Origin of the sequence: Tardiphaga sp. vice304, assembly GCF_007018905.1 — a bacterium.
Lineage (GTDB): Bacteria > Pseudomonadota > Alphaproteobacteria > Rhizobiales > Xanthobacteraceae > Tardiphaga.
Genome location: NZ_CP041402.1, coordinates 3,220,535 through 3,244,801 on the forward strand (window position 1 = coordinate 3,220,535; position 24,267 = coordinate 3,244,801).

The window sequence follows — 24,267 nt, forward strand, 5'->3', positions numbered from 1 at the left end:
ATGCAGCCGCTGATCGCGATCGATGCGCTGACCGTCGCCTTCAGGGGCGTGAAGGTGCTGGACGGCGTCAGCCTTGAAGTGCGTCGCGGCGAGGCCATTGGTCTCGTCGGCGAGTCCGGCTCCGGCAAGTCGGTGACCTGGCTGGCGGCGCTCGGCCTGCTGCCGAACACCGCCACCGTAAGTGGCAGCGTTAAACTGGAAGGCGCCGAACTTGTCGGCGCATCGCCCGCCGCCCTGGCCAAGGTCCGCGGCGGCAAGGTCGCCATGATCTTTCAGGATCCGGCGAGTGCCCTCAATCCGGTGCTCAGCATCCGCCGGCAGATCAGCGAAACCCTTGCGCTGCATGGCGGCTTGTCGGGAACGGCGATCCACGCCGAAGCCAAACGGCTGCTCGATCTGGTCGGTATTCCCGATGCGGAACGCAGGTTGTCGGCCTATCCGCATGAATTCTCCGGCGGCCAGAGCCAGCGCATCATGATCGCCATGGCGCTGGCGGGGAATCCCGATCTGCTGATCGCCGACGAGCCGACGACGGCGCTGGACGCGACGATCCAGGCGCAGATCCTCGAATTGATCTGGCGCGTGCGCCGCGAGACCGGCATGGCCATCGTGCTGATCAGCCATGATCTCGGCGTGGTGGCGGAAAACTGCGACCGCGTCGCCGTGATGTATGCCGGGCGCATCGTCGAGGAAGCGCCGGCGGCGGAGCTATTCGACGATCCCCTTCATCCTTATGCCGCGGGCCTCGTCGGATCGCTGCCGACCATGGACGGCCCGCGGCGCCGGCTGACGGCTATCGCCGGCACCGTGCCTGATCCCAAGGCCATGCCGCCGGGCTGTGCGTTCGCGCCGCGCTGCGGTTTGGCCGGCGCCGCGTGCCGGACCACGCCGCCGCTTCGTGTGATCGGCGACAACCGGCGGATCGCCTGTGTCACTGACCGGTACGCGGCCGCGACCATTCGTTTCGGCCAGGCTGCCGAATGACGCCGTTGGTGAGTGTCGACGGACTGGTGCGCAGCTATCGCATGAAGGCCGGCATGTTCGGTCATGCGCGTGAGGTTCGTGCGGTCGACGGGGTGAGCTTTGCCATCGGTCGCGGCAAAACACTTGGCCTGGTCGGAGAATCCGGCTCGGGCAAAATCGACCACCGGGCGGCTGGTGCTCGGTCTGGAGAACCCCGATGCGGGAGCGGTCGGTTTTGACGGCGCGCCGCTGGCGGCCGTGGACAGCGCGGCGTGGCGAACGTCTCGGGCGCGCATGCAGATGATCTTCCAGAATCCGCTCGGTGCCCTCGACCGGTTGCTGCCGATTGCCACCCAATTGCGTGAGCCGCTCGATGTCCACCGCATCGGCGACGCGGCATCGCGCACCGCGCGGGTTGCGGATCTGATGCGCAGGGTCGGATTGTCCCGCGACATCGGACAGCGTTATCCGCACGAATTGTCGGGCGGGCAAAGGCAGCGTGCCGTGCTGGCGCGCGCATTGACGACCAAACCGGATTTTCTGGTCTGCGACGAGCCGGTCAGTGCGCTGGACGTCTCGATCCAGGCTCAGGTGGTCAATCTACTGGCCGATCTGCAAGCCGAGTTGAATCTGACCATGCTGTTCATCAGCCATGATTTGCGGGTGGTGCGCCAGATCAGCGAACGGGTCGCGGTGATGTATCTCGGGCGCGTGGTCGAACTCGGCGACGCCGACGATCTGTTCGCCTCGCCGCAGCACCCGTACACGCGTGCGCTGGTGTCGGCCTCGCCGACGCCGGGACGGCGCAAGACCGAGCGTATCGTGCTGTCGGGCGAGCCGCCGAATCCTGCGGCGAAACCTGCCGGTTGCAGTTTCCACCCGCGCTGCCCGGTCGTATTCGCGCGCTGTCGCGTCGAAGCGCCGGACCTCGCCGAGGTCGCGCCTGGCCGCAGCGTGGCCTGCCATCTGGTCGTGCCGGGGGCGCCTGCTGGCGCCGGAGTGATCCACTGATGGCCCGCTATTTCGCGATCCGGCTGTTGCGGGCGCTGATCACCATCGTGCTGGTCGTCACCTTCGTGTTCGTGGTGTTGCGGATGTCCGGCGACCCGGCGCTGATCATTCTCGGTCCGGAGGCGCCGCCCGAAGTGATCGCAGCGTTCCGCAAGGCGTGGGGATTGGACGATCCGATCTGGGTTCAATACATCCATTATTTCGGCGCCATCGCCCAGGGCGAGTTGGGGCGCTCGATGCGCGACGGCCGTTCGGCGATCGAACTGGTGCTGGAGCGCATTCCCGCCACGCTGGCGCTGACGATCCCGGCATTGCTTATCAAGCTCGCGATCGGCATTCCCGCCGGAATTTCCGCCGCGCTGCATCGCGGCAGCTGGATCGATCGCGTGGTGATGGTCAGCGCCGTCATCGGCTTCACCGTTCCGAGCTTCGTGCTCGGCCTGGTGCTGGTGCTGATCTTTGCCGTGCAGCTCGGCTGGCTGCCGTCGGGCGGACAGGAAAGCTGGCGGCACGCGATCCTGCCGATCGCCACGCTCGGAATTGGCGGCGCGGCGGTGTTGGCGCGCTTCACCCGCAGCGCCATGCTCGAAGTGCTGGGTCATTCCTACATCCGCACCGCTTCGGCCAAGGGCCTGTCGTGGCGCACAGTGGTGCTGTCGCATGCTTTGCCCAACGCGGCGATTCCGACGGTTACCATCGTCGGCTTCATGGTCGGCAGCCTGATCGCAGGCGCCGTGGTGGTCGAGAGTGTGTTTTCATGGCCCGGGGTAGGGCGACTGCTCGTCGTAGCGGTCGCCAACCGCGATCTCGCCGTCGTGCAATGCATCCTGCTGCTGGTCGCCGCCACCATGGTGACGTCCAACATGATCGTCGATTTCCTCTACGGCTTCCTCGACCCGCGGCTGCGCAGCCCTCAAGCAGCCGGAGCGCATTGAAATGGCGGATCTGTCGCTCCCCGAGGAACGCACGGCGAAGCCGGGGATGGCGTGGCCGAAAATTCCGGCTGCAGTGGTGATCGCCATTGTCTGGCTGGTCGCCATGCTGGCGGTGGGGCTGCTGGCCGATACGCTGGCGCCCTATGGCATGACCAAGATGGACCTACGCAATCGTCTGGCGCCGCCCGGCCATACGCTGCACTGGCTGGGCACCGATGAGCTCGGCCGCGATGTGCTGTCGCGCCTGATGTATTCGATCCGCATCTCCCTGTTGATCGCCTTCGGGGCGACCGCGATCTCCGCCGTGGTCGGCACGCTGCTGGGATTCCTCGCCGCGCATTTTCGCGGGTTCGTGGAGCAGGCGGTGCTGATGCTGGCCGACTTTCAGGCCAGCATGCCGTTTCTGATTCTCGCGCTGGCCGTGCTTGCTTTCTTCGGTACCTCGTTGCCGCTGCTGATCGGGCTGATGGGTTGCTACGGCTGGGAGCGCTATGCGCGTATCGCCCGCGGCCTGGCGATCTCCGCCAACAAGCAGGGCTATGCCGCCGCGGTCCGGCAGCTCGGCGCGACGCCGTCGCGGATCTATCTGCGCCATATTCTGCCCAACATCGTCTCCACGCTGATCGTGTCGATGACCCTGGTGTTTCCCGAAGTCATCCTGCTGGAATCCGGCCTGTCGTTCCTCGGCCTCGGCGTGCAGCCGCCGATGACCAGCCTCGGCAACATGGTCGGCTATGGTCGCGACTATGTCGGCAGCGCGCCGTGGATCATGCTGGCGCCAGCGGTGACCATCACGCTGACCACGCTGGCGGTGTCGCTTATCGGCGACTGGCTGCGCGACCGCCTCGATCCCACGCTCGACGACTAGCTCGTAAAGGACCCCCCCCATGTCACACCCGATCGTGGTCACGATGATCTGCGATGGTCACCGGCCGGATTTCGTCTCCGAGGCGACGACGCCGCAGATGGCCAGGTTGCGCCAGGCAGGCACCTGGTTCGCAGACCACCGCGGGATTTTCCCCTCGGCGACGCGGGCGTCGTCAGCGTCGATCGCTACCGGCTGCTGGCCGGTCTCGCACGGACTCCGCGGCAATTCGGTCGCATTGCCGAGCGCCGGCGGTCATCACGTGCACGACGCCGGCATGCCGGAATTTTTCGACACCTATCGCCAGCATTTCGGCCGGCTGCTGATGCGGCCGTCGCTGTCGGCACGGGTGAGCGGCCTGCACGGCGCGCTGCTGTGTTCCAACGTCTCGCCGGGCGCGGCCTGGTTTCACGATGCCGACGGCCATGCTGAATTGTATCACCGCGAGCTGAGCTACCGGCCGGGCAGGGAGCCGTTGCCGGCGATCGACGCGCCGGCGGGCGCCAAAGGGGACGCCGTGCTCACCGAACAATTTATCACGACGCTGCTGGAGCGGCCGCCTTCGGTGGCGACGTTGTGGCTGTCCGAACCCGACAAGACCATGCACGCCTTTCCGCTCGGCTCGCCGCAGCATCTGGCGGCTTTGCGCGTGGTGGATGGCCATGTCGGCGCGGTGGCTGAAGCCGTCGAACGGCTACGCGATCGCGGCCACGAGGTGCTGCTGATGGTCGGCTCCGACCATGGCCATGAATCGGTCACCGAGACCGTGCCGGTCGAACGGCGGTTGTTCGAAGCGGGCTTCAAGGCCGAGTTGGAGAGCCCGGACGTGGTCGTAGCCTGCCAGGGAACGTCGGCCTTCATCCATTTCGGCGGCGACGCGCTGGCGCGGCGCGACGAAGTGGCCGACTGGCTCGGCCAGCAATCCTGGGCCGGGCGGATCATGCGCGGCGAAGACCTCGCCGCCCTTGGGCAGATTCCAGCCTCCGACGTTCTCGCCCTCGACATGGCGAAGTCGCCGGGCAGCAATCGCAACGGCGTGCCCGGGCTGACCGCGATGGCGGTACGCTTCTCCGAAACCGAGGATGCGGTGCGCCGCGATTGCGGCATGCATGGCGGGCTCGGCCGCTACGAGACAAATCCCACGCTGATCGCCGTCGGCAACGGCTTTGCTGCGGGCAGCGTGGTGACGATGCAAAGCCGCATCATCGACCTCGCCCCCACCGCCTTGCGGCACCTCGGCCTGCCGCAAGACGGTCTCGACGGCGTGGCGCTTGTTGCTTCCCCGGGGTGACACGAAGCGCGAGGATGCTGGAAGGTTGCGGCGCAAGGGCAGGCCGTTACGCGGCCCCGGCGTCCGACTTCAATCCTTCGATCCCGGCCCCTTCGCCGCGATAATATCGTCGGCCTTGACCCAGCCGGGGGAGCCGATGGCAAAGCGCGACTTGGCGCGCGAGGCGAGATCCCGCGCGGTCTTGTTGTCGCCGCGCAGGAACGCGGCTTGCGCCGAGGCGAGGTCCGCCTCGGCGTAATCCCCCTTGCGGCCATAGGCCAGCGCGAGCTGGACATAGCCGCTCGGCGCCTCGCTCTCGCGGGCCACCGCGGCGCGCAGGATCCGGATCGCCTCGTCGAGGCTGGCCTTGTTGTCGGAGGCCACCATCGCCTGCCCGAGCAGCATCTCGATCAGCGGCGCGTTGTTCGAGAGCTGCACGGCGCGGCGCAGCGGCGCCACCGCCTCGGCCGGCTTACCGCCTTCGAGCAGCGCCTGGCCCTTCAGTTCATGGAAATAGGCGTTGGCTGGCTGCACGGCGAGCAATCCATCGACCTGCGCCACGGCGTCGCGCAGGTCGCCGTGACGGTAGGTGGCAATCGCCCGGGCGTAGCGCGCGGGCAAAGTGGTGTCGGACGGCGGGTAGCGCCGCATCACGGTGTCGCGCTGCTCCATGAAGCCCGCGGTCTTGGCGCGCATCAGGTCATGACGAAGCTGCAGCGCCGGGTCGTCCTTCTTGTCCCAGTACGGGCTGGTCCTGGCGAACTCCTCGAGGGCGGCGACGCGTTCCCGCGGCATCGGGTGCGACTGCTGGTAGGGGTCGGCGCCGCGCGCGGCGAACAGGCTGTCGCTGGAGAACCGCTGGAAGGTCTCCCACATGCCCTTCGGCGACTGCTGGGTGGCGGTCAGGTACTTGACGCCGGCGCGGTCGGCGTTCTCTTCCTGCTGTCGGACATAGGACAGCATGGTGCTCTGGAACAGCGCCTGCGGGGCGCTCAGTGCCGCCGCGCCGATATTGCTGGCGCTCGAGCCGCCGCCGGCGTTGCTGCGCGAGCCCGCCACCATCGCGCCGACGCCGAGCAGCATCGCCACGATCATCGAGGTCTGGGCCTGCGCCATCTGCTGCCGCATCTTCGACAGGTGGCCGCCGGCAAGATGGCCGGTCTCGTGCGCCAGCACGCCGATCAGCTGGTTCGGCGTCTGCGATTGCATCAGCGCGCCGTAATTGACGAAGATGCGGCGGCCGTCGGCGACAAAGGCATTAAAGGTGCCGTTGTTGATGATGACGACCTGGATATTCTGCTTTTCGAGCCCGGCGGCGCGCAGGATCGGACGGGTATATTCGCGCAGCAGCTGCTCGATCTCGGCGTCGCGCAGCAGCGGTGGGCCGCGGTTCTGCGCGGACGCCGCAACCGGCACGACCAGCAGCGCCGCTGCCGCGCCCAGCGCGGTCAGCTTGGAGAGGATCCGGGACACGGCCCGGAAGGGCCTTCGCAGGTCTTTCATCATCGGCCGGGTTCGGATACGCGAGAGGGGCCCAACAAGCCCGATATTGCGGCAGGAGCGCGGCACAGCCGCACCGGGTCACGCAGCGCCGCGGAGATAGCAGATTCTGATGTCCAATACGATTCCGGGAACTGGCTCGATCGCTCGCGCGCGGTCGCTGTTGACACCTTCGGCCCGCAGCGACGTGCCGCCGTTCATGGTGATGGATGTGATGGCGGCTGCGGCGCGGATCGAGGCCGCGGGTGGCCACGTCATCCACATGGAAGTCGGCCAGCCCGCCGCGCCGGCGCCGCAGGTGGCGATCGAAGCCGCCCAGGCGGCGCTGGTGCAGCGCCGGATCGAATACACCTCAGCGCTGGGCACACCGTCGCTGCGGGCGCGAATCGCCCGGCATTACCGCGACGTCTATGGCTGCGCGGTCGATCCGGAGCGGATCGTGGTGACGACCGGCTCGTCCGGCGCGTTCATCCTGGCGTTCCTGGCGCTGTTCGAACCCGGCGACCGCGTCGCCGTCACGGTGCCTGGCTATCCGCCGTACCGCCATATCCTGAAGGCGCTGGGTTGCGAGCCCGTGCTGATCGAAACCCATGCCGACACCCGCCATGCGCTGACCGGCGAGGCGCTGCTCGAGGCGCATCGCAAGACACCGCTGAAGGGCGTGCTGGTCGCCAGCCCCGCCAATCCCACGGGAACGATGATGTCGAAGGAGGCGCTGACCGGGCTGATGCAGGCCGCCGATGGCGCCGGCATCCGCTTCATCTCCGACGAGATCTATCATGGTCTCGACTACGCCTTTCCGGCCGTGACTGCCGCGGCGCTGTCCGACGACGCGCTGGTGATCAACTCGTTCTCGAAGTACTTCTGCATGACCGGCTGGCGGGTCGGCTGGATGGTGGTGCCGAAGCCGTTGGTGCGGCCGATCGAACGGCTGCAGCAGAACATGTCGATCTCGGTGCCGACATTGTCGCAGATCGCGGCGGAGGCGGCTTTCGAGGGCCGTGCCGAGATGGAGGCGATCAAGCACGGTTACCAGGACAACCGCGCGATCCTCGCCGCCGGCCTGCCGCAGGCCGGGCTCACCGACTTCCTGCCGGCCGACGGCGCGTTCTATCTCTATTCCGACGTCTCGAAATTCACCTCGGACAGTTTCGATTTCGCAAAGCAGATGCTGGAGCAGACCCACGTCGCCGCGACGCCCGGCAATGATTTCGACCCGATCCATGGCCGGTCCTATGTGCGGTTCTCCTATGCACAGTCCGCGGCCGACATGCACGAGGCGGTAGCGCGGATCGGCAAATGGCTCGGGCAGGGCGGCCCCAAATGATGAACGATAAGAGCAAAGCGCAGGCGCCGATCGTCGCCGTGCTGTGGCCGCCACGCGGCAGCACGCTTGCCGAGGGCATCCGCGCGACGGCGCTGGTCGCGCTCGGCATCGCGCTGCTGGCGCTGTCCGCCAAGACCAACGTGCCGCTGCCGATGGTGCCGATGACGCTACAGACGCTGGTCGTGCTGGTGATCGGGGCCGCCTACGGCTGGCGGCTCGGCGTTGCAACGGTCGTTGGCTATCTCGCGGTCGGTGCGGCCGGCCTGGCGGTATTTGCCGGCCCAACCGGCGGGCTCGCGCCGCTGTTCGGGGCGACGGCAGGGTTCCTGTTCGGCTTCGTGGTGGCTGCCTTCATCAGCGGCTGGCTCGGCGAGCGCGGCTGGGACCGTTCGATTATCCAGATGTTCGTCGCGATGACCATCGGGCACGTCGTGATCCTGGCGATGGGCCTCGTCTGGCTGGCCTATGGCCGCCAGCTCGGGCTGGAGAAGGCCTGGACGGTCGGCGTCGGGCCGTTTCTCGCGGGCGCCGTGGTGAAAACTCTGCTCGGGGCGCTGCTGGTGCCCGGCCTGCGCGTGGTGGCTGATCGCCGCCAAAAGCCGTGACAACGGTATCAATGGCGCTGCGAAGGTATTTCGCTGATTAATTGTTCAACTAAATTCCGCCCGGTGGCTTGCCGAGTACAGGCCGTTCTGTGTATCCACCCCGCAGTTCTACTTCGGAGTGACGACAATGGCGGCAGTGATCGCAACGACGGGCGTGCCAGCGCCCGCAATCAAGCAGCCCTGGTACAAGGTTCTCTATCTCCAGGTGCTGGTCGCGATCGTGCTGGGCGTCATCGTCGGATCGTTCTTTCCGAACTTCGCCACCAACGACTGGATCAAGGCGCTCGGCGACGGCTTCATCAAGCTGATCAAGATGGTGATCGCGCCGATCATCTTCTGCACCGTGGTGTCGGGCATCGCCCACATCCAGGACGCCCGCAAGGTCGGCCGCGTCGGTATCAAGGCGCTGATCTACTTCGAGATCGTGTCGTCCTTCGCGCTGATCCTCGGCATGATCATGGGCAACGTGTTCCAGGTCGGCCACGGCCTGGTCACCAAGGTCGATGGCACCAATGCGGCGGTTGCGAATTACGTCAAGCAGGCGGAAGCGCAGAAGTCGGTCGACTTCGTGCTCAACATCATCCCCGACAGCGTTGTCGGTGCCTTTGCCAAGGGCGACATCCTGCAGGTGCTGCTGTTCGCCATCCTGTTCGGCTTCGCGCTGATGGCGCTCGGCGAGCGCGGCCACACGCTGCGTGACACGATCGACGATGTTTCGCACGCGATCTTCGGCGTCATCGCCATCGTCATGAAGGCGGCGCCGGTCGGCGCGTTCGGCGCGATGGCCTATACGATCGGCAAGTTCGGTCCGGCGGCGCTGACCAATCTGGTCAGCCTGATCGCGCTGTTCTACGGCACGGCGCTGCTGTTCGTGATCGTCGTGCTCGGCCTGATCGCGAGAATGGTCGGCTTCAGCATTTTCAAGTTCATCGCCTACATCAAGGATGAGCTCTTGATCGTGCTCGGCACCAGTTCGTCGGAGAGCGCGCTGCCGCAGCTGATGGCCAAGCTGGAGCGGCTCGGCTGCTCGAAGTCGGTCGTCGGCCTGGTGGTCCCGACCGGCTACTCGTTCAACCTCGACGGCACCAACATCTACATGACGCTGGCGACGCTGTTCATCGCGCAGGCGCTCGGCGTCGATCTGACGTTCGGCCAGCAGCTCACCATCCTGCTGGTGGCGATGCTGACCTCGAAGGGCGCCTCCGGCGTCACCGGCGCCGGCTTCATCACGCTGGCCGCGACGCTCAGCGTCGTCGATCCCCGTCTGGTGCCGGGCATGGCGATCGTGTTCTCGATCGACAAGTTCATGAGCGAAGTGCGTGCGCTGACCAACATCACCGGCAACGGCGTCGCCGCGGTGTTCGTGTCGTGGTGGGAAGGCGAACTCGATCACGACGTGATGCACGCCAACCTCAACAAGACCATCGATCCGTCGGATCTGGAGACGGGCGTGACGACGGGCTGACCGTTCGGCTCTATGGCTGTCAGCACAAAAGCCGCCCGGTTCGCCGGGCGGCTTTTTGCTGACCCATCGCTGTCATTCCGGGGCGCGAACGCGCCAGCGTGAGCGAACCCGGAATCTGGATGTGGGAAGATGAACATGCCGGGATTCCGGGTCGCCATCAGCCGGCTTCGCCGCCTGCTGCATCCCGGAATGACAGTTTGTGATCAGCAAACAGCTGCCTTGTTTGGCCGGGCCGCTTCTTTCATACGAGCAGCGGTGCCCGCGACGGTGTTCTCCGGCGGTTCGATCATGCAACGCATCGCGGTAGAATTGATCGATATCAAACGATATTCGAATATCGTGTGACATCTTGAAGGCCGAATTTCGATATCCGCTGCCGACCAAGGAAATGCACATGACCCACAATATCCCTTGCCCCAACGCGCCGGCTCCCGGCATGCCCCTGATCGAAACCAATGTGGGTGAAGGCTTCTGGCGCAAGGGCCCGAACGAGCCGCTGCCGCCGCCCGATATGATGGGTCCCTACATGCGCGGCCGGGCCGTGCCGACACGGCCGGTCAAAGGACGCAAGGCCTGGATCATCGGCAGCGGCATCGCCGGTCTGTCGGCCGCCTTTTACATGATCCGGGATGGCGGCATGAAGGGCGAGGACATCACGATCCTCGACTCGATGGACATCGCCGGCGGCTCGCTCGATGGCGCCGGCGACGCCGAAACCGGCTACATCGTCCGCGGCGGCCGCGAGATGAACTTCAATTACGATAATTTCTGGGACGTGTTCCAGGATGTGCCGGCGCTGGAATTGGCCGAAGGCTACAGCGTGCTCGACGAATACCGGCTGGTGAACGACAACGACCTGAACTGGTCCAAGGCCCGGTTGATGCACCAGCAGGGAAAAATCCGGGATTTTTCGACGCTGGGCCTCAGCAAGTCGCATCAGTGGGAGCTCATCAAGCTTCTGCTCAAGCGCAAGGAAGAGCTCGACGACGTCACGATCGAGCAATATTTCAGCAAGAGCTTCTTCGAGACCAACTTCTGGTATCTGTGGCGATCGATGTTTGCCTTCGAGAACTGGCAGAGCCTGCTAGAGATGAAGCTCTACATGCATCGCTTCCTCGATGCGCTCGACGGGATGGCCGACATGTCGACCTGCGTTTTCCCGAAGTACAATCAATATGACAGCTTCGTCGTGCCGTTGCTCCGCCTGCTGAAGGACAAGGGCGTCAAGGTGCAGTTCGACACAAGGGCCTATGACCTCGACATGTTGGAACAGCAGGGCCAGCGCACCGTCACCGCGATCCGCTGCAAGGTCGGCGGTAACGACGAGAGCATCGCCATCGGTCCGGACGACATGGTGTTCGCGCTTACGGGATCGATGACCGAGGGCACGGCCTATGGCGACATGGACACGGCCCCGGTTCTGGCCCGCGATGCCAAGCCGGGCGAGGACAGCGACTGGATGCTGTGGAAGAACCTCGCCAGCAAATCGCCGATATTCGGCAAGCCGGAAAAATTCTGCGGCAATGCCGCGGCATCGACGTGGGAATCGGCGACGCTGACCTGCAAGCCCTCACCGCTGGTAGACAGGCTGAAGGAATTGTCGGTCAACGATCCCTATTCGGGAAAGACCGTGACCGGTGGCGTGATCACCTTTACGGATTCCAACTGGGTGCTGAGCTTCACCTGCAACCGCCAGCCGCACTTCCCGACACAGCCTGACGACGTGCTGGTGCTGTGGGTCTATGCGCTGCTGATGGACAAGGATGGCAACTACGTCAAGAAGCCGATGCCGGCCTGCAACGGCCGCGAGATCCTGGCTGAGCTTTGCTACCATCTCGGCATCGTCGACCAGCTTGACGCCGTCGCCGCCAACACCAAGGTCCGCATCGCGCTGATGCCGTTCATTACAGCGCAGTTCATGCCGCGCGCGGCAGGCGATCGCCCCCGCGTCGTGCCTGCGGGCTGCACCAACCTCGCCTTGATGGGGCAGTTCGTGGAAACCAGCAACGACATCATCTTCACGATGGAATGTTCGGTGCGAACGGCGCGGATCGGCGTCTACACGCTGCTGGGGCTGCCCAGGCAGGTCGCCGATATCAGTCCGACGCAATATGATATCCGCAATCTGATGAAGGCAGCCCGCGTGCTCAACAATAACGAGCCGTTCATGGGCGAACGGCTGCTGCATCGCCTGCTCGATAAGACCTATTTCGCCCATATCCTCCCGCCATTGCCGGAGCGAGACGGAGAGCTCGGCGAGCGTGTGGAAGCCGAGATGGCGACGCTTCTGGGCAAAGGAAGTCATGCGCTCGCAGCGGTGTTCGGCTGGTTCGACCAGCTGCGCGACGGGCCGCGGAGCAAGTCCAAATAGCGAAGGGCCTGCAAAAAGGTTCGGTAGTAGAAAAGCGTCGGACGGGGGAAGCGGAGCGCGCCGCTTCCCCTTCACGGTACACACGATCGAGATCGGGAAAATGCGGAAGACGAGAGAGCAAAGCCGATTGGAGACGCGTCAGCGCCTGCTCGCATCGGCGCGCGCCGCGATCGTGCGCGATGGCGTGGGGGCGTTGTCGTTGCGCGGACTATGCGAGGAGGCCGGTTTTTCGCAGGGCGCCTTCTACTCGAACTTCGCCGGCCGCGACGATCTGTTGATTGCGCTGATGGAGAGCCACATTCATGGCGAGGTGGAAGTGCTTCGCGGCCTTGTTGAGGTTACCCGCACCCACTCGCTGGACGATTTTCTCGCGGCGCTTGCCGTGCATCTGGCTGATCTCGCAGAGCAGACCAGATGGTCGCTGCTGGCCATTGAACTGCAGCTTCATGCCCGGCGCGACCCCGGTTTCGCAGAAGCCTATGATGACGCCAACACCGGCTATTTCGCCGAGTTCGCGTCGCTGGTCGATGACATCGTCCGGCGTCACGACCTGGCGCCGGCCTTGCCGCCGTTGCAGATCACCATGGGGCTCTATGCGCTGTGGTCAGGTCTTGCCGTGCAAGGCGTGGTGGCCGGAGCCCCGCCGCGCGATAAAATCTTTCTCGCTTTTCTTCGCGCCGTCATTGGTGGATGGCCATCGGCGCGAGAGCACGGACGCATCGTTTAACCCGGTCAGCAAAAAGCCGCCCGGTTTGGCCGGGCGGCTTTTTATTGTTCGTTTGGGTCGAGTCTACTCGCCGTTGCCGAATGCGCGGGACCACCATCCGGCCTTGCGGGGCGCGGTGTCGGTACCGGCGTCCGGCTTGGCGGGCTCCGGCGCTGGGACGGGCGCTGGCGCTGCGACAGGCTCAGGTGCCGCAGCGACCGGTTCAGGCGCCGCAGCGACCGGGGCGGCGACGGGCGCAGCGGAGGAGCCGAAGCTGACCTTCTCGCGGACCGTCGAACGGCGGCGGGCGGCAGCCTTGTCGTCGTCCTGCGCAACGGCTTCCGGGGCCGGCTCCGGCTCCGGCGTAGCGACGGGCTGCGGCGGGGCGGTCGCGGGTTCGGCATTGAACGACGCCGGCTGCGCCGGCTCGGCCTGTCCGGCGATCGCTTCCGTCAGCGTCGAGTCATGCGGCCGCAGCGAGCTGCCGTCGTGCGGCACCGGACCGCCTTCGAGGTCGGCGACCGCCTCAGAGGCTTCGGAAGCCTGCAGCGGACCGAGTTCGTCGGCGATCGAGCCGACGACACCGTCTTCCGGACCGCCACGCCGGCGACGACCACCGCGACGGCCGCGGCGGCGCGGACGGCGCTCGCCATCGACCGGCTCGGCACGGGCTTCGCCGGGCACGTCCTCGGATTCCTCGTCGTCGCCTTCGGCGTCGTCACCGACGGCCTCCACGAGACCTTCGCTGGCGAAGGCGGCGGCTTCATTCACGTCACGCTCGGCCACCGGCCCGCCTTCGCGGGTCTCGCCGGCACGGCCACGACGACGCCGGCGGCGCTTGCGCTTGCGGCCATCGGCATCGGTGTCGCTGCCGGCGCTCTCGGCGGCGTTGTCGTCGTCGGCCGACCCATCGGCCGGACCATCGACCAGACCTTCGGTCTCCTCGGTCTCGATTTCGGCTTCGACCTCGAACAGGTCTTCATCGTCGAACGGCTCTTCTTCCAGCGGTGGCGGGAAGGCGGCGACCTGGGCGGCAAGGATGCCCTTGGCGGCTTCCAGCGTATGCACCTGGTCGCCGCGGTCGATCACGAAGGACTGCTGACCGGTGATGCTGGCGTCGGCGATCACGGCGAGCGTGACCTTGAAGGAGCTTTCGAGATCCCGCAGATGGCCGCGCTTGTGATTGAGCACATAGAGCGCGACGTCGGTGCGGGTGCGAACCACCATGTTATGGGTGGCACCCTTCATCAGGATCTCTTCCATGCCGCGCAGCAGCTGCAGCGCAACGGAGGAGACCGAACGGACGTGGCCGCTGCCGCCGCAATGCGTGCAGACCTCGGTGGAGCTTTCCAGCACGCTGGCGCGGATGCGCTGGCGCGACATTTCGAGCAGGCCGAAATGCGAGATGCGTCCGACCTGGATGCGTGCGCGATCCTGCCGCAGGCAGTCGCTCATCTTGCGCTCGACGGAGCGGTTGTTGCGCTTCTCATCCATGTCGATGAAGTCGATGACGATCAGGCCGGCGAGATCGCGCAACCGGAGCTGACGCGCAACTTCTTCCGCGGCTTCAAGATTGGTCTTGAGCGCGGTGTCCTCGATGTGATGCTCCTTGGTGGAGCGGCCGGAGTTGACGTCGATCGAGACCAGCGCTTCGGTCTGGTTGATGACGATGTAGCCGCCGGACTTCAGCTGCACGGTCGGCGAGAACATTGCGTCCAACTGGCTCTCGACACCCATCCGCGAGAACAGCGGCTGGCCGTCGCGATACAGCTTCACCGCGCGAACGTTCGACGGCATCAGCATGTGCATGAAGTCGCGGGCTTCCTGATAGCCAGCTTCGCCGGCGACCTGGATCTCGTCGATTTCCTTGTTGTAGAGGTCGCGCAGCGAACGCTTGATCAGCGAGCCTTCCTCGTAGACGAGGGTGGGCGCCTGCGACTTCAGCGTCATGTCGCGGACGGTTTCCCACATCCGGATCAGATATTCGAAGTCGCGCTTGATTTCCGGCTTGGTGCGGGAGGCGCCTGCGGTGCGCAGGATGATCCCCATGCCTTCCGGCACGTCGAGGTCGGAGACCACTTCCTTGAGGCGGGAGCGATCCTGCGCCGAGGTGATCTTGCGCGAGATGCCGCCACCGCGCGCGGTGTTCGGCATCAAGACGGCATAGCGGCCGGCCAGCGACAGGTAGGTGGTCAGCGCGGCGCCCTTGTTGCCGCGCTCTTCCTTGACGACCTGCACCAGCATCACCTGGCGGCGCTTGATGACTTCCTGGATCTTGTACTGGCGGCGCGGCCGGAAGGCGCGCTCGGGCACTTCTTCCAGAACGTCGTCGCCGCCGACGGATTCGACCTGATCCTCTTCGGCTTCTTCTTCCTCGTCTTCCTCGTCGTCATGCTCGTCGGCTTCTACGGCCGCGTGCTCGTCGTGGTGCACGGCGTCGTCGGCATGCGCCAGGTTCTTCGCGGCGGCGTAGGCGGCGTCATGATGGTCTTCATGGGCGTGGTCGTCGTGACCGTGATCATGCGCTTCGGTCGCAACGGCAGCCACCGGTTCGGCCAGTTCGGCGGCCGTTTCCGGCGCGGCGGTTTCGGCCACCGGCTGGTCCGGGTGGATTTCGGAAGCGGGGGTCTCGGAAGCGGGGGTCTCGGACGTCACGGCTTCAACGGCCGGCGTCGCGGCAGCGGGCGCCTCGGCGATCGAAGTCTCGGACACAGGAACCTCGGCGACGGGTGCCTCGGCATCGATCGGCGCAGCGTGGCTCTCGTGATGGTGGTCGCCGAAGGCTTCGCCGGTTACAGCGGGCTCGCCGTGGGAATGGTCACCCTCGGCATGGTCATGGGCGTGGCTGTGCGGCTGACCGTCGTGGTCATGCTCGTGATGCTCGCCGGCATGGTGGCCTTCGTCATGGGCATGAACGTGTTCGCCGGCGGGCGCGTCGAAAGCGGGATCGCGCGGCTGCTCGGCCTGTGACGGATCCTGCGCGACGACGTCGCTCTGCACGCGCTCGCCGCCGCTGCGGCGGCGCGAGTTGCGATGACGCGGGCGCTTGCTGCCGCGGCTGGAACGGTTGTCGGTCTCTTCTTCGGCCTCGCGATGGGCGCGTTCGTCGGCCTCGATCAGCGCCAGACGGTCGGCGACCGGGATCTGGTAGTAATCGGGGTGGATTTCGCTGAAGGCGAGGAAGCCGTGGCGGTTGCCGCCATATTCGATGAAAGCGGCCTGCAGCGAGGGCTCTACGCGGGTGACTTTGGCAAGGTAGATGTTGCCGCGAAGCTGCTTGCGCTGCGCGGTCTCGAAATCAAATTCCTCGACGCGATTGCCGCGGATCACGACGACCCGGGTCTCTTCCGCGTGGGTGGCATCGATCAACATTTTGTTGGGCATTTGGGGGCTCATGGCGGCGGAGGGCGCGCGTGGCGGCAAGCGCGAAGGGCGCAGCCGGGTGACGCAACGGTCCACCTGATTCGGGGGTGAAAGGAAGGCCGAAACGCAACCCGGGGCGCCGTGCCGATCGCAGACCCAGTGCAGGGCGACGCGCGAAGCTGAGGCTTCGCATCGGCGCAGGTCCCGTATAGGTCTTCGTCGGCATCACAGTCTGGCGCATCAAGCGTCGGCCCGTCTAAATCTCGGCGGCAATGGCGCCGCCTTTATTGCTGGCGTCCGGCGAAAGAGGTCGCCGGCTCTCGCCTATCCCGCGCGTAAAAGCGGGATAATCGGTCGTGACGTGTCTCAAAGCCGCCCCTGAACAAGATGGCCGGGGAACGGACGCCGCTCGGGCTAGAACCGCCCCTCTGATCAGCCGCGCGCTGCGCGGGCTGGTGAAGGGAGATCGGAAAAACGCTGGTTCCGCCAGATATTTACCTGAGGAAACCGGCGCTGCACCGGGAGGCTGAAACGACACAATCGGGAGTTAAACCGTCAGCCCTTCGGTCATACGTCGATTGGCGGCCCCATGCAAGGGAAGCGTCACAGCGCTGCAACACTCCCGACTAATCGGCGCGACCCGGTTAAGCTTCGATTAACCCTGCGGTTCTATTGCGTTAAACGGGGCTGTAACGGAGGCACTGGATTCGTTGTCGGGCCGCGCAAACCAACTCATCGGGCTTTGGATGGCGCTTTCGGGCGTCGTGATCGGCTGCGGGTGGCCGGCGCCCGGCCGTGCCCAGGCTGAGTCGGCGCCCGCTGGGAATGTCAGCCCGTTTCCGGTCGCCTCCGACGTGCGGATCGCCGGCGACGACAAGCAGACCCGCTTTATCCTCGATCTTGACAAGAAGATCCCGCTGCGTGCCTTCGCGCTGGCCGATCCGTACCGGGTGGTGGTCGATATCCCCCAGGTCTCGTTCCAGCTCGAAGCTGGCGGCGGCACCGTCGCGCGCGGGCTGATCAAGGCGTTTCGCTACGGGCTGGTGATGCCCGGCGGTTCGCGGATCGTGTTTGACCTCTCCGGTCCGGCCAAAATCAAGAGCGCCTATGCGCTGGATCCGGCCAACGGCCAGCCGGCCCGGCTGGTGATCGACCTCGAGGCGGTCGATCGCGCCGCGTTCAGCCAGGCACTGGCCGTCGAGAGCAACGCCGAACTGCGGCCGGCGATCGAGGTCACCGGCTCGGCGCCTGCCGGCACCGCAGCTTCTGCCAACGATCCCCGCCCGGTGGTGGTGCTGGATCCTGGCCATGGCGGTATCGACAACGGCACCCAATCCGGCGGCGAGAGCGAAAAGGGCCTGGTGCTCAGCTTTGGCCTGGCGCTGCGCGACCGGCTGGAAAAGGCCGGCAAGTACCGCGTGGTGATGACCCGCAGCGACGATACCTTCATCGCGCTGAACGACCGCGTGAAGATGGCGCGTGGCCTGTCGGCGGCACTGTTTGTGTCGATTCACGCCGACGCCTTGCCGCGCGGCGAGGGCGAGGCGCATGGCGCCACGGTCTATACGCTGTCCGACAAGGCGTCGGACGCCGAGGCGCAGCGGCTGGCGGATTCGGAAAACAAGGCGGACGCCATCGGCGGCGTCAATCTCACCGAGGAGCCGACCGACGTCGCCGATATCCTGATCGAGCTGACGCAGCGCGAGACCCGGACCTTTTCCAACCGTTTTGCGCGGCTGGTCGCCGCCGAAATGAAGACCACGGCGCGGATGCACAAGCATCCGCTGAAATCGGCCGGCTTCCGGGTGCTGAAGGCGCCGGACGTGCCCTCGGTGCTGATCGAACTCGGCTACGTCTCCAACAAGGACGACCTGCAGCAACTGCTGTCGGAAAACTGGCGCTCCCGGACGGTGGGCGCGGTGGCGCAGGCGATCGACGGGTTTTTCACGAAGAAGCTTGTATCGGCAGTGCCGGAAACCCGGCCGGGAAACTGAAAAGACAGGGCTTTCGGCAATGAAAGCCCTAGTTTCGACACAGCGGCAGCTTTATAAAATTTTCACCACGGCCGCCAGAATCGGTCAGATCCCGCTTTGCCTGACCGGCCAATCGCCGGAACAGGATTGTTGCGCGGTAGTGGACGTCGCGTCATTTCAGGCTGCGGCACGTTGATGGAAACGGATCTTCGATAATGCGTCTGCTGGTGCGGTTTTTGGGTTTCCTGTTCGCCGCCGGAACCGTCCTGTTTCTGGTCGGCGTCGCCGCCGCGGCTGGCATGATCTGGCATTATTCCAAGGACCTGCCGGACTATTCGCAGCTGCAGGATTATGAGCCGCCGGTGATGACCCGCGTGCACGCCGCCGACGGCGCGTTGCTCGGGGAATATTCCAAGGAGCGTCGGCTGTACCTGCCGATCCAGGCGGTGCCGAAGCTGGTGATCAACGCCTTCCTGGCGGCCGAAGACAAGAACTTCTACGAGCATGGCGGCATCGATTACACCGGCATGGCGCGCGCCATGGTGCTCTACGCGCAGAATTTCGGCTCCAACAAGCGACCGCAGGGCGCCTCCACCATCACCCAGCAGGTCGCCAAGAACTTCCTGCTGACCAACGAAGTGTCGTTCACCCGCAAGATCCGCGAAGCGCTGCTGGCGATGCGGCTGGAGCGCGCTTATTCGAAGGACAAGATCCTCGAACTGTACCTCAACGAAATCTATCTGGGCCTGGGCGCCTACGGCATTGCCGCGGCCTCATTGGTGTATTTCGACAAGTCGGTGAACGAACTGACCGTGTCGGAAGCGGCCTATCTGGCGGCGCTGCCCAAGGCGCCGTCGTCGCTGCATCCGGTCAAGAACCGCGACCGCGCGCTGGAGCGCCGCAACTACGTGATCGACCGTCTGCTGGAAAACGGCTGGATCAAGCAGGCCGACGCCGAGAAGGCGCGCAAGGACGTGCTGAGCGTGACCAGCCGCACCAATGCCGCGCATATCTTCGCCGGCGAGTATTTTGCCGAGGAGGTCCGCCGCGACATCTTCGAGCGTTACGGCGAGAAGAAGCTGTATGAGGGCGGCCTGTCGGTGCGGACCACGCTGGATCCGAAGCTGCAGGTGATGGCGCGCAAGACGATGGTCAACGGCCTCGTCAATTTCGACGAGGCCCATGGCTGGCGCGGCGCGGCCAACAAGCTCGACATCTCCGGCGACTGGGGCGTCAAGCTGGCCGAGGTCAAGGCGCTCAACGACATCGCGCCCTGGAAGCTCGCGGTCGTGCTCGACGTCAGCGACCAGTCGGCGCGGATCGGCTTCCAGCCCGGTCGTGAACTTGGCGGCGCCGTGCTCAAGGACCGCCAGACCGGCATCCTGACGCTCGACGGCGTGCGCTGGGCCAAGCCCACCACGGGCCCGATCAAGGGCCGCACGCCGACCTCGGTCACGCAGGTCCTGCAGCCCGGCGACATCATCTATGTCGATCCGCTGCTCGCCAAGGACGGCAGCATGGTCGAAGGCCAGTTCCGGCTGCGACAATATCCGGAAGTGTCCGGCGCGATGGTGGCGATGGACCCCTTGACCGGACGCGTGCTGGCGATGGTCGGCGGCTTCTCGTTCGACCAGAGCCAGTTCAACCGCGCCACGCAGGCCTATCGGCAGCCCGGCTCGTCGTTCAAGCCGCTGGTCTATTCGGCGGCGATGGACAATGGCTACACGCCCTCGACCGTGGTGGTCGACGCGCCTCTGGAGATCGACCAGGGGCAGGGCGCCGGGGTCTGGCGCCCGGAGAACTATTCGACCGGCAAGTATTACGGCCCGACCACGCTGCGCAACGCGCTGATGCGCTCGCTCAACACCGTGACCGTGCGGCTGGCGCAGGACGTCGGCATGCCGCTGATCGGCGAATATGCCAAGCGGTTCGGCGTCTATGACGAATTGCCGAACTATCTGTCCTATGCGCTCGGCGCCGGCGAAACCACGGTGATGCGGATGGTCACGGCCTATTCGATGTTCGCCAATGGCGGCAAGCGGGTGAAGTCGACGCTGATCGACCGCATCCAGGACCGCTACGGGCATACCATCTTCAAGCACGACCAGCGCGAATGCCGCGGCTGCGAGGCGCCGGAGGGCTGGAAGAACCAGGCCGAACCGCAACTCGTCGATCGCCGCGAGCAGGTTCTCGACGCCATGACGGCGTACCAGATCACCTCGATGATGGAGGGCGTCGTGCAGGGCGGCACCGCCACCATCATGCGCGATGTCGGCAAGCCGATCGCGGGCAAGACCGGCACCACCAACGACGCCAAGGACGCCTGGTTCATCGGTTTCTCGCCGGACGTCGTGATCGGCCTCTATATCGGCTACGACAAGCCGCGCAGCCTGGGCGCCAAGGCGACCGGCGGCGGCCTCGCCGCCCCGATCGCGCGCGATTTCATGAAGCTGGCGCTGGCCGACAAGCCCGCGGTGCCGTTCCGCGTGCCGGCCGGCATCAAGCTGATCCGCGTCGACGCCAAGAGCGGCATGCGCGCCGGTCCGGAAAGCGGTCGCACCATCCTGGAGGCCTTCAAGCCGGGCACGGCGCCGCCGGACAATTATTCGGTGATCGGCGTCGCCGATGCCGACGGCCGCTCATTGCAGGTGTCGCCGGAAACCGACCGCAGCTTCATGCGGCCGGGTACCGGCGGGCTGTATTGATTGACGTCACGGACCACCGCGTGTTTCATTTAGCTCGTAGTGCGGGGAATGAAGCATGCCAAAGCCCGGTCAGGTTCAGACCCGCGACGAACTGACCGAACACGAGATTTGCTCTGCATCTTACGTTGGAAGTGGCGAGCACAAGGTAACACGCTGGTGGGGGGGATTGCCCCAAGCGTGGCTGGACGCTGGCGGAGTAGCAAGCCGTCCCGGCAGGCAGCAAACAACAATCTGCCGACTTGCAAGCGAAGCTGAACGGAAGCAGGCGACGGAATGGGTATAAGAGGCTCTTGCCAACGGATATTTCAGGTACGGTGACGGCGACAAGACATTTCCGAAGGATATTTGGTATCGGGATGCGACAGGACAGTTTTGGATCGGACGATGCATCAACAGCGTGTCCGGTGAGTATAAGGGCTGGCCTGTTGATGAGGTAGAAAAACGTGAAATATTCGATTGAATGGCTGTATCAGCAAAACAACGCCGTGCCCGAAGAGGCCGCGACTGTGGCTGATGTTCGCTTGTTCCTGAATCAAGTGAACGTTACCGAACACCTCAACGGTCGTGTACCACAAGATCATATTACAATCGCTATGTACGGCCTCGCTTATGGCCTGGCTCGCGATTGGTGGAAGATTTTTGGACTGCGAGAAGGCGACGTTTCCTTAATCAGTTATCGAAGCGGTTATGTCGTTCCCGATATCCGTTTACGTTTTGATGGCGCAGCGTTTGAAATTGCCGCTGAACAGAGGGTTTATGACAATCCCGGCGTCAGATTCTGGGCGGGGCCTGCCGAAGTAATCCCGCGTCAGGAGGCCGAGGCCCACCTTGGTCGGTTCATCGAGGAAATTCTGGATCGCCTTAAAAGTCTCGGTATGTCGGAGTCGGGAGCACATACCAGATGGGCACGCGTAAAGTCTTCTCTCAACAATCCCGCGGAGGCGTTGTTCTGCGAAGCTGCTGGATCGCTGGCGCTTGACCCCTACCAGAGATCGTGTCCCGCGTGGTGGTGTAGGTTTCTGATCTTATGCCGCTCGCGAAGCGCGCTTTCAAATGGCGCTGTAGCGAGCGAGCGGCATGTGTTGGTCACCGGCGGTTCGCCGGTAGGATCGGGTTGCAACACGCAATGCAACCGAGGAACCACCGATGACCAGCGAGATGATGAACCTTCGTGCGCTCGTGGAGAAGACCCCCGACGCGGATATTTTGCGCCAGATGATCGGCTTCGCCGCCGAGCGGCTGATGGAACTGGAGGTGGCCGCGTTGACCGGTGCCGGCCACGGCGAGAAGAGCGCGGAGCGGCTGGTGCAGCGCAACGGCTACCGCGAACGCGACTGGGAGACCCGGGCCGGCACGGTCGAGCTGCGGATCCCGAAGCTGCGCAAGGGCTCATATTTTCCGGGCTTTCTGGAGCCGCGCCGGATGGCCGAGAAGGCGCTTACTGCCGTGATTCAAGAGGCCTACATCCAGGGCATCTCGACCCGCTCCGTCGATGACCTGGTCAAGGCGATGGGAATGAGCTGCGTCTCCAAGAGCCAGGTGTCGCGGCTGTGCGAGGAGATTGACGAACGCGTCAATGCATTCCTGGAGCGGCCGATCGAGGGCGACTGGCCGTATCTGTGGATCGACGCCACCTATGTGAAGGTCCGGCAGAATGGCCGCATCGTCCCGGTAGCGGCGATCATCGCGGTCGGCGTCAACAATGACGGCCGGCGCGAGATTCTCGGCATGGACATTGGGCCCTCCGAGGCCGAAACATTCTGGACCGCGTTCGTGCGCAAGCTCGCCCGCCGCGGATTGCGCGGCGTCAAGCTGGTCATCTCCGACGCCCACGAGGGCATCAAGGCCACGGTGTCGAAGGTGCTGACCGCCAGCTGGCAGCGCTGCCGCGTCCACTTCATGCGCAATGCGCTGGCCCATGCCGGCAAGAGCGGGCGGCGCGTGGTCTCCGCCTTCATTGCCACCGCCTTCGCCCAGGACGACGCCGAAGCCGCAAGGGTGCAATGGCGCAAGGTCGCCGACCAGTTGCAGCCGACCATCCCGAAGCTGGCCAGACTGATGCACGAGGCCGAGCCCGACGTGCTGGCCTTCATGGGCTTTCCGGCGACGCATCGCGCCAAGCTGCACTCCACCAATCCGATCGAGCGCCTCAATGGCGAGATCAAGCGCCGCACCGAGGTCGTCGGCATCTTCCCCAACGAGGCTGCCATCCGACGTCTCGTCGGTGCCATCCTGCTTGAACAAAACGATGAATGGGCGGTTCAGCGTGCCCGCTACATGACGCTGGAAACCATCGCCCCGATCAGCGATAATCCGATCGTCGGGCTGCCCGCAGTGGCAACCTGACCAGCCCGGCCGTGGCCGGCAATCGGGGTGGCCATCAAGAAGCTACACCACGCCGCGGGGCATGATCCTACCAGATCGATGGGCCGACGGCTGATTTTATCGAGGACGCTGAGTCCGTATTCCGGGGGCAGGCGCTTGTTGAATTTGTTGCAGGCTCTGCTGGAGTCCGCCGACCTGACCTGCTGGATTGGGTGAGGCGAATGCTTGCAGACAGGAGTTCGCATTATCGTGTGCCGGATCTTGAGTCCATTGTTCGCGAGGCTGCGGGCACAAGGTTACCTGACCTAACGCCCCAAGCCTGGGCCATCGGTTACAAGCGGGCAAGGCAGGTCCGTCAGGTGTTGAATCTGGATCAGGCTGATCGCTTTTCTTCGTTTAGAGACATAGCCAAGCATCTCGGTGCAGGCCCAAGCTTTAATGTCGCGCCAAAAGCGGAAGGCATTCGAGCTTTGCGAACTCATCACAGTGGGGGTTGTCAAATTCATCTGCGGAACCACGGTGAATCGGACGTGGCGCGCTCGCAACACTTGTTTGCAATGGCGCGTGCGCTCGGCGATGCTGCTTGCTTTCTTGACGATGAACAGGTTGCGCCTATCAACGATCTTCACAATGCCTACCGTCAGGCCGCCGGCCGAGCCTTCGCTGCTGAATTTTTGGCCCCTGTAGACGAAATTCGCTCCATGCAGGCAGACCAGCACGACCTGATGAGCATTGCCGATGAATTCTCCGTCGCGCCTCACGTAATCGAGCGGCAGATCGAAAATTCTGCGCGTATTGCCAAGGCGTGCTCGGAATATTAAATCGCGAAAGCGGCGGACGTTTGCGAAGGGCAGATCTAGCACTGGAGGCTTGCGACGGCGGT

At 64.8% G+C, this 24,267-nt stretch carries 16 protein-coding genes and 1 pseudogene; 14 read left to right on the forward strand and 3 right to left on the reverse strand.

The annotated features are described in order from the left end of the window. The 5 genes and pseudogenes from FNL56_RS15290 (at position 1) to FNL56_RS15310 (ending at position 5,065) form a co-directional block, all read left to right on the forward strand. Positions 1 to 984, forward strand: coding sequence for an ABC transporter ATP-binding protein (locus FNL56_RS15290; protein WP_143573718.1), 984 nt, complete (start codon positions 1 to 3; stop codon positions 982 to 984). Beyond that, positions 981 to 1,974: pseudogene (locus tag FNL56_RS15295) on the forward strand (ABC transporter ATP-binding protein). Before FNL56_RS15290 ends, FNL56_RS15295 begins: the two are co-directional and overlap by 4 nt. Beyond that, positions 1,974 to 2,909 (forward strand): ABC transporter permease, encoded by a 936-nt coding sequence (locus FNL56_RS15300; protein ID WP_168202945.1) that lies wholly within the window; start codon positions 1,974 to 1,976, stop codon positions 2,907 to 2,909. The pseudogene FNL56_RS15295 and the gene FNL56_RS15300 overlap by 1 nt, the downstream one beginning before the upstream one ends. A 1-nt stretch (position 2,910) precedes the next feature. Continuing rightward, positions 2,911 to 3,777, forward strand: a complete 867-nt coding sequence (locus tag FNL56_RS15305; protein WP_143573720.1) for an ABC transporter permease — start codon at positions 2,911 to 2,913, stop codon at positions 3,775 to 3,777. A gap of 19 nt (positions 3,778 to 3,796) precedes the next feature. Continuing rightward, a complete protein-coding gene (locus FNL56_RS15310; RefSeq protein WP_143573721.1) occupies positions 3,797 to 5,065 on the forward strand; it encodes an alkaline phosphatase family protein in 1,269 nt (422 codons plus the stop codon). A 69-nt stretch (positions 5,066 to 5,134) separates the two neighbouring features. Here the strand turns inward: FNL56_RS15310 and FNL56_RS15315 are convergent, their stop codons facing one another. Then, positions 5,135 to 6,550 carry a M48 family metalloprotease gene (locus FNL56_RS15315; RefSeq protein WP_143573723.1) on the reverse strand — a complete coding sequence of 472 codons (1,416 nt, stop codon included), beginning with the start codon at positions 6,548 to 6,550 and terminating at the stop codon, positions 5,135 to 5,137. A 106-nt stretch (positions 6,551 to 6,656) separates the two neighbouring features. Between FNL56_RS15315 and FNL56_RS15320 the strand changes: the two genes are divergently transcribed. The 6 genes from FNL56_RS15320 to FNL56_RS15345 all read left to right on the forward strand — a co-directional run bounded on the left by FNL56_RS15320 (position 6,657) and on the right by FNL56_RS15345 (position 13,039). Further along, positions 6,657 to 7,871, forward strand: coding sequence for a pyridoxal phosphate-dependent aminotransferase (locus FNL56_RS15320; protein ID WP_143573725.1), 1,215 nt, complete (start codon positions 6,657 to 6,659; stop codon positions 7,869 to 7,871). Then, a complete protein-coding gene (locus FNL56_RS15325; protein WP_143576178.1) occupies positions 7,871 to 8,476 on the forward strand; it encodes a biotin transporter BioY in 606 nt (201 codons plus the stop codon). The genes FNL56_RS15320 and FNL56_RS15325 overlap by 1 nt, the downstream gene beginning before the upstream one ends. A gap of 127 nt (positions 8,477 to 8,603) precedes the next feature. Further along, complete coding sequence (locus FNL56_RS15330) at positions 8,604 to 9,941, forward strand: dicarboxylate/amino acid:cation symporter (protein ID WP_143573727.1); 1,338 nt, start codon at positions 8,604 to 8,606, stop codon at positions 9,939 to 9,941. 129 nt (positions 9,942 to 10,070) lie between these two features. Then, on the forward strand, positions 10,071 to 10,286 hold the full coding sequence (locus FNL56_RS15335; RefSeq protein WP_143573729.1) for a hypothetical protein: 216 nt from the start codon (positions 10,071 to 10,073) through the stop codon (positions 10,284 to 10,286). 91 nt (positions 10,287 to 10,377) lie between these two features. Continuing rightward, positions 10,378 to 12,312, forward strand: a complete 1,935-nt coding sequence (locus tag FNL56_RS15340; RefSeq protein WP_210245525.1) for an oleate hydratase — start codon at positions 10,378 to 10,380, stop codon at positions 12,310 to 12,312. Between the two features lie 100 nt (positions 12,313 to 12,412). Next, a complete protein-coding gene (locus FNL56_RS15345) occupies positions 12,413 to 13,039 on the forward strand; it encodes a TetR/AcrR family transcriptional regulator (protein ID WP_143576179.1) in 627 nt (208 codons plus the stop codon). A 63-nt stretch (positions 13,040 to 13,102) separates the two neighbouring features. Here FNL56_RS15345 and FNL56_RS15350 read toward each other — a convergent pair whose 3' ends face one another. After that, positions 13,103 to 16,402: an Rne/Rng family ribonuclease gene (locus FNL56_RS15350; RefSeq protein ID WP_143582122.1), complete on the reverse strand. Its 3,300-nt coding sequence runs from the start codon at positions 16,400 to 16,402 to the stop codon at positions 13,103 to 13,105. 689 nt (positions 16,403 to 17,091) lie between these two features. On the opposite strand from FNL56_RS15350, the gene FNL56_RS15355 reads away from it, so the two are divergent. The 3 genes from FNL56_RS15355 to FNL56_RS15365 all read left to right on the forward strand — a co-directional run bounded on the left by FNL56_RS15355 (position 17,092) and on the right by FNL56_RS15365 (position 23,405). Next, the gene (locus FNL56_RS15355) at positions 17,092 to 18,375 is read left to right on the forward strand and encodes an N-acetylmuramoyl-L-alanine amidase (RefSeq protein ID WP_441351229.1); all 1,284 of its coding nucleotides are present in this window, start codon (positions 17,092 to 17,094) and stop codon (positions 18,373 to 18,375) included. A gap of 194 nt (positions 18,376 to 18,569) precedes the next feature. Further along, on the forward strand, positions 18,570 to 21,059 hold the full coding sequence (locus FNL56_RS15360) for a penicillin-binding protein 1A (RefSeq protein WP_143573737.1): 2,490 nt from the start codon (positions 18,570 to 18,572) through the stop codon (positions 21,057 to 21,059). Between the two features lie 1,146 nt (positions 21,060 to 22,205). Then, positions 22,206 to 23,405, forward strand: a complete 1,200-nt coding sequence (locus FNL56_RS15365; protein ID WP_143581715.1) for an IS256 family transposase — start codon at positions 22,206 to 22,208, stop codon at positions 23,403 to 23,405. Positions 23,406 to 23,689: 284 nt separating this feature from the next. Here the strand turns inward: FNL56_RS15365 and FNL56_RS15370 are convergent, their stop codons facing one another. Next, complete coding sequence (locus FNL56_RS15370; RefSeq protein WP_143577969.1) at positions 23,690 to 24,247, reverse strand: hypothetical protein; 558 nt, start codon at positions 24,245 to 24,247, stop codon at positions 23,690 to 23,692. Positions 24,248 to 24,267 lie beyond the last annotated feature (20 nt).